This is a genomic window from Candidatus Poribacteria bacterium (assembly GCA_009839745.1).
Taxonomy (GTDB): domain Bacteria; phylum Poribacteria; class WGA-4E; order WGA-4E; family WGA-3G; genus WGA-3G.
Genome location: VXPE01000095.1, coordinates 1 through 6,519 on the forward strand (window position 1 = coordinate 1; position 6,519 = coordinate 6,519).

Below are 6,519 nucleotides of genomic sequence, written 5' to 3' on the forward strand. Positions count from 1 at the left end.
TATAAAGGATATCCCATGGATTTACAACTCATTACTAACTGGCAACTTGGGTTAGATATAATGCGTGTCAGTTTACTTCGACGTTTTGGCGACACGCCAGAAGTGCACACATTTTTAGCGTTAAACGAGAAAAAACTCAAGAATCAACCGCTCTCCTTGGATGAGCACATTGAATTTACAAGAGCCCAGTACTCTTTGTGGCCAGATCCAAGAACCAAGAAAACGCTTGAGATTTTCTTGGAGAAAAGAGCCACTGCGTATCCAAACAGCACTCGAATCGTGAGGTAAAACCATGAAAACTTTCAAGACGTTACTCGGATGTTTTATTCTCATCGCCCTCCTCTCGGGTTGCAGTGTGAGACCCGTTAACGAAACGTCTCAAAACGCATCGGTTCCCGAGCTCACACCCCAAAGACAGGATGCCAAAAAACAGGATACCCAAAAAGCAGATTTCATCATCGGATTTAATCCGCTTCGCGATGATCCTGACAATCCGAGTCCGCACAATCCCCTCGTCAAGAAGTTCGGAGATATTCCAGAGGTCCGCACCTATATCCGACTCAAACAAAAACTTGGAAGCGGCATCGGACTGAACATTGATGAGGCGATAGAACTTTATACTGCAGAAGTCCACCTGTATCCCATGCCTGTCGCAAAGGCGATGTTAAAATCACTGGAATCGGATAGACGGCGATACAAAAGATTGGGAATTCCAACGGGTGCCCCTGTGCTTATCTACAGGATCAAAGAGGATACCAGTGATGAAACGTCTACTGTCCCTGAAGCAGAGGATTGAGGATTAAGGCCCCGAAACAATGTTCAGCATCTCAACACTACTCAAATCAATACTTCTGTCTGCAATTCTGATTGTTGCTTTCTGGATTCGCATTCAGAGCACAACTGCTATCCCTGAAGGTCATTTCACGGGTGTTGACGCTTACACCTACTATTTTCAGGCACAACAGATATCGGAACTAGGAAAACTGCCAGAACGTGATATGCACCGATGGATGCCCCTCGGTAGAGATAACGGGCAAGCCCTAAACCTTTACGGTTACGTCCTCGCTTACGCCTATAAGGCAGTAGGGCTTGTCTTTCCAAGCGTCACGCTTTATCACGTGGCACTCTACATGCCTCCCGTTTGCTTTTGTATCGGACTCGGCGTGCTTTATATATTTCTTTACTACACCTATGGTACCCTCTTTTCAAGTGTTGTTGGTGTACTTTTGGCTACTCTCCCGGGTGCCATCAATAGAAGTACTGCTGGATTCAGTGACCGAGATGCATGGTGTCTAATGCTCGGTCTCCTCGCGGTTGTTACATATCTTGTCTCTCTACAAATCGAAACATCACGCAAGCGGCTGATATGGACGCTTACAAGTGGATTGATCGTCTTTCTCGGTGGACTAAGTTGGGAAGGTTTTGGTGTCTTCCTGAGCGTCATCCTCATTGTAGAACTCTATAGGTTTCTCTCTTCTGAAACAGAAGAAGGGTTAGGGCATTGTGCCCTATGGGTATGCTGCTTTGTTCCAACACTCTATCTATCATCCCCTGCCTACCGGAATGGGTATGGCTTTGCGAAACACCTTTTCGTTTTTGTGCTTGTGACCCCGATGATGCTGCTGGGAATCCGAGCACTCCGACACCTGTTACTCTCCAAAGTGGAAAAACTCCAACCCCATGCCCGTACCCTTGCCCTCAGTTTAGCGTTGGCAAGTGTTGTTCTCGCAACCGGCTATGTTTTAATACAACGAAACACTTTTGCAGAGACGACCGTCCCCCTGAGTCAAAATGCCCTCATGCAAAACGTTGGTGAGCTCAGAGACACAAATTCATACTACTGGATAATACGCTACGGGTATATCTTTGTGTTGAGCATCATCGGTGTCATGATTTCTGCTCTGCACCAGTGGAAAAATCATGGTGTTGTGCTTGTTATTCCCTTCACACTTTTTACCTTCACCACCTTTTTTCGAGAATATCCAGATGCCTTGTGGGGAGCAGAAAATAACAATATCCTCTTTTTCGTTGCTGCTGCTGCCACTGCGATGACGTTAATGTTTATGGTTTGGCGATTTAACTTCCACCCGAAAAACGAATTTGCTTTTGTTGCCGCCATCTCTTGGTTTCTGATTTGGATCTCCCTCTCGCGCGATGCTGAACGATATTCCAGTTTTACCAGCCTTGCCCTTGCTTTCTTTACTGCGGAACTCATACAATTCTGTAGCATAAAATTAAGTAATGCCTTCAGACGATATTTACCCTGGAGCGTCATAAAAGTAGGAACAGCGGTGATCTTCCTTGCAATTTTTATGTGGATACCTTTTCCATACGGGTACGCGCAGAATATCCTGCCTGCGACCCATGCACGCAGAAGCAACCCCATACACAGGACTGTTGCTGAAACCTTTCAATGGATGAAAGCAGAACTCCCAAATACGGCAGTGATTGCAGGTGACTGGATACACGGCGGCCAACTCAACGTCCTTGGTGGTGTCAAAACGATTACAGATCAGGACCATTTCATACAGCATTGGATACATCTCTATTACCGATATCTTTTCTGTGGACAGTCAGAAAAAGAGGCACTTGAATTTCTAAAAAGTCATGAGGCGACCCACTTAATGCTCACTGAAGTCGATGTCGTTAGCGATTCCCCGGTCTATTCTGTTATTGGGAGCCGTTCAGAACAAGACCCATCTTTTGAAATCATTGAACTCCGAGAAACACTGAGCGAACAGGAACACCTATTTCTGTCTTTTGAAAAAGAGAGGTCTTTTTTCAATCACATCCAGATTAATATGCATCCGGAAAACAACATGCCCATCTCAGCTATAGCCATACGCCAAAATGGGACAACTACAAACCTCCCTTATGTCGCTTTTAAGAATAAAAAACGCACAGCCTCCGAAAATCAGGAGAGCTCAGAAACAGGAGGCATCCTGCTGTATTTTGACGAACAGCAAAAGTTTCAAAAATGCTATTATGTGCCGCCCATTGCCTGGGATAACTTTGCTATCCGTTTGTTCCTACGAGGCATTCCAAGTGACGCGTTTCTCCCAGTTCACACAAACGCCAAAATGGGAGCAACAGCAGTCAAAGTTTGGGAGATTCACTATCCGCCTGACATAAAACCGAATCCGAAATATCTCAAAACAGGAGTTTCCGAAATAGACGCACAGTTACAACTTCAATAAACATATTCACAAACACCATAACTTCTTTAGGAAACCACCATGTCCACAAAGCACCTAAATAACGCCAGCTTGAAAAAAGTCCGAGCAGTGAAGATAGAACGCACATTCAAGAAAAACGACGCGATTTTTACGGAATGAACCCCCTAAATCCCCCTTATCAGGGGGACTTTAAGAGGAATTCCGTCTATTCTAAATATTTACTAAAGTTTGGACAATTTTAAGAATTAAGGTGTTTGAAAGCATTAAAGCAGGTATCCTTTCATAAACATAACGCTTGTTTTGAAAGGAAAGAAACAATGCACCTGCTTCTCCACTTAGAAGGTATTCTATCAGAGTTTCGGTTTATGTTCAACTCGCAAAACTTTGCGCTTTTCCAAGCGTTCATCTATGGATTTATTACCCACACAGGTTCAGGCACCTTGACGCAACTTTACCAAGCGAGTGGTTCCCAGACGCGGTATGGGTCTTTTCCAAAGTTCCTTTGCAGAGGGAGCTGGGACCCTGATGCTGTCGCTGCCCACCTGATGAAATATCTTCAAGCGATATTTCCACAATGGGTCTACGTTTATGATCAAACCCAGGCGTTGAAAACGGGTCGTTCACAATGGGGGCTTCACTTCTTTCGAAACTTCAGTTATCATTCGCGTCGCGTCAACCCATCGAAGTTCCATTACGGACATGAGTTTGGGACTTTGCGACTCTTATGTGCTACGCCTACCGAGTGGTTGCTTTTTCCGGTGCGGGTGAAACTCATTGTTCCGCAGACGGTTCGCGATAAAGGCGATGCCGTTCTGAGACGTATCGCTTCAAAACTCTCTCGGGGGCTTATCATCTTCGATAGTGCTTTCGCACGCCGAAAGGTCTTTGAAATGCTATTGGGTTTGGGACATCACCTCCTGTGTCGGGCGAAGTCGAATGCCGTGTTCTATCGACTCCCGAAACCCGTGAAAGTCCGTCAGCGCGGACGTCCCAAGAAATATGGAGACCGTCTGAATATCAGACGCCTCCGGTATAAACCGGTGTCCGTCCTGGAGAAAACGCATCAAGTCGCAGCAGCAGTCGTGCGGACGAAAATGTGTCCCACAGAGGTCCGACGCGTCGTCATACGCAGGCGACCCAAACCTTCAAAACCGTATCGCTATTTTCTCGTCTTTACAACAGACTTGACCTTGGAGATACCCAAAATACTTCAATACTATCAGCAACGTTGGCTGATTGAAACCGCTTTTCGAGACGCAAAACAGCACTGATGAAGATCACGATCCAGATAATCCTAATCATGACGTACAAATTCTATACCATGACACTTATTACGTTACCTATGTTCATTGTGCCGAAGCCTAACCTATCTGTGGATTGCCTCTCCAATAATTTGTTTGAGGCAACCCACTTATTTTACGAGGAGATCTAAGAAATGAAAAGAATCTATGCCACTGCAATCGTTCTTATCACTTTAGGGACCGCTTGGACGTTATACCTTAGATATCAGAACAAACGTTTTATCGATAATTTGCCTAAAGGCCCAACGCCTGTTACAAAACGCATGCCTACACCAAATACATCCACAATCGATGAACATGAAAACAATGAAACTCCCGAAACTGCGGCTCCTGCTACTCATTCAAACGAAAGCATTATTGAAGAATCTCCGCTCACTACAGACACGCCTCAAGGGACAGCCCCTCAGAAATCAGAGGTTATTGTCCCCAAAAACGTTTCCGAGGATATATCTGAACCGAACACTTTCACAGAAACACCCGAACCTGAGAAAGAACAACCAGGCATAAGAGAGTTATCGCTGGAAGAAATCATGGAAAAAAACCGAGAACATCTGATAAAAAAGCATGGAGATATTCCCGAGGTAGACATATTCCTAAAACACTTTCCATTTGAATCATTACAACAAGGTGAAACGAAGATCCAACGGACAAGAATACTTTCATCAGAGGAAACCCTTAACTACAAAAAAGCGATAGCAACACTTTGGCCAAATAAATCGAATTTGAAAAATTACCAAGACGCATTAAAAATGCAGGAGAGAAAATGAAGAGGTTGGCCAATTCGTCCAAGGAGTTCAAATGCGAAAGTTTACAATAGCCTTTATCGTCGTAGTTATCGGATTCACAATTTATGTAGAGTTACACAATCGGCAATTTATCCAGAATCTCCCTCAGGGACCTATAGAACTTTCCGTGGAAACGCGGCAACAATCTCCTCCCAATTCGGGAAACACCCCTCGTGAAACAAAACTGATAACCGAGGTATTCGTCATAACCGAGGTATTCGTCGAAACGTTAAAGCAATACGAAAGGGAATTCTCTGAGCAACAAGAGATGCCCGCGCCCCCCGAGAGACATCGAGATGTTTCCTTAAATCAGAATGCAGCAACACCCGAGACATCAGATCCCGACTGGTGGAATGACGAGGAATTTCCGCATTCCTCATCACAGGATCCATGGCACCAAGAAGATATGAGCAGGAAATTTATTAACTGGAATGAACTATCTGAAGATGAGCAGTTAAGTATAGCACACAAAAGCCTGCTAAAAAAATTCGGAGATATACCTCAGGTGCATACTATTATAACGACTTGTGCTAATTAACATTTCGTTTCTTCTGTTTTCACAGGTGTTTAGTTTTATGAAATAGAGGACTTACGCATACTGCTCTTTTGTAGCATAAACTTTTAGTGTGGGTTTCCACCTGAACACTGTGTTTTCCGAAAAATCTCATCTCACAGAACAGACGACAGTCAAAAGTGCGTAAGTCCTGAAATAAACATATCGTCCCTACGGGACTGAAAGGGGGTGTATGCCGTTTTTCTATAAACATATCGTCCCTACGGGACTCAAGAGGGGCAGAACTCGTGAGAAACACATAAAAAAATGGCACTTCTGTGAAGTTGTGTTTTACAAACAGTTATTTAGCACAAGTCGTAAATATTGATAGCAATCGCGTGTTTCGGGGCGGTTCTTGGGGAAGTAAAGCAGAATCTGTGCGTTGTGCCGCTCGCGTCAGCATGTCCCCCTCAGAAGCATACTTCAGTGTAGGGTTTCGTTGTGCAGTGACATATACGCCTTGAATATTTACCGATGAAAGGCAACAACTTGAACACAAACGACTCATTGTAGAACACGACGATAACCTACACACATATTGTGGTTGACCTGTCAGAAACAGACTTCAATAAATATTGGCTGCATGTCCACCATGTGCCTCTCACCCATACCGCAGAAATCTGACCTAAAATAATATTACGACACCCCATTTTTTCACAAGAAAAAACGCGTGAGAGATGCCCGAGATTCCCAGTGACGCAATT

The 6,519-nt window shown here is 44.4% G+C and carries 7 protein-coding genes; all 7 read left to right on the forward strand.

All coding sequences use genetic code 11. The features are described 5' to 3' along the window. Window positions 1-15 precede the first annotated feature (15 nt). The gene (locus F4X88_15100; protein MYA57613.1) at window positions 16-288 is read left to right on the forward strand and encodes a hypothetical protein; all 273 of its coding nucleotides are present in this window, start codon (window positions 16-18) and stop codon (window positions 286-288) included. 4 nt (window positions 289-292) lie between these two features. Next, window positions 293-796 carry a hypothetical protein gene (locus F4X88_15105; GenBank protein ID MYA57614.1) on the forward strand — a complete coding sequence of 168 codons (504 nt, stop codon included), beginning with the start codon at window positions 293-295 and terminating at the stop codon, window positions 794-796. 19 nt (window positions 797-815) lie between these two features. Next, on the forward strand, window positions 816-3,197 hold the full coding sequence (locus F4X88_15110) for a hypothetical protein (protein ID MYA57615.1): 2,382 nt from the start codon (window positions 816-818) through the stop codon (window positions 3,195-3,197). 296 nt (window positions 3,198-3,493) lie between these two features. Beyond that, entirely contained in the window at window positions 3,494-4,447 is a 954-nt protein-coding gene (locus tag F4X88_15115; protein MYA57616.1) for a transposase, read from the forward strand. Between the two features lie 164 nt (window positions 4,448-4,611). Continuing rightward, the gene (locus F4X88_15120) at window positions 4,612-5,244 is read left to right on the forward strand and encodes a hypothetical protein (GenBank protein ID MYA57617.1); all 633 of its coding nucleotides are present in this window, start codon (window positions 4,612-4,614) and stop codon (window positions 5,242-5,244) included. A 31-nt stretch (window positions 5,245-5,275) separates the two neighbouring features. Next, window positions 5,276-5,800, forward strand: coding sequence for a hypothetical protein (locus F4X88_15125; GenBank protein ID MYA57618.1), 525 nt, complete (start codon window positions 5,276-5,278; stop codon window positions 5,798-5,800). A gap of 293 nt (window positions 5,801-6,093) precedes the next feature. Continuing rightward, window positions 6,094-6,279 (forward strand): SUMF1/EgtB/PvdO family nonheme iron enzyme, encoded by a 186-nt coding sequence (locus F4X88_15130; protein ID MYA57619.1) that lies wholly within the window; start codon window positions 6,094-6,096, stop codon window positions 6,277-6,279. The last annotated feature ends 240 nt before the right edge of the window (window positions 6,280-6,519 follow it).

Bases quoted from the DNA above. Each gene is read 5' to 3' on its own strand.
- F4X88_15100 (MYA57613.1), top strand. From the start codon at position 16: ATGGATTTACAACTCATTACTAACTGGCAACTTGGGTTAGATATAATG.
- F4X88_15105 (MYA57614.1), top strand. From the start codon at position 293: ATGAAAACTTTCAAGACGTTACTCGGATGTTTTATTCTCATCGCCCTC.
- F4X88_15110 (MYA57615.1), top strand. From the start codon at position 816: ATGTTCAGCATCTCAACACTACTCAAATCAATACTTCTGTCTGCAATT.
- F4X88_15115 (MYA57616.1), top strand. From the start codon at position 3,494: ATGCACCTGCTTCTCCACTTAGAAGGTATTCTATCAGAGTTTCGGTTT.
- F4X88_15120 (MYA57617.1), top strand. From the start codon at position 4,612: ATGAAAAGAATCTATGCCACTGCAATCGTTCTTATCACTTTAGGGACC.
- F4X88_15125 (MYA57618.1), top strand. From the start codon at position 5,276: ATGCGAAAGTTTACAATAGCCTTTATCGTCGTAGTTATCGGATTCACA.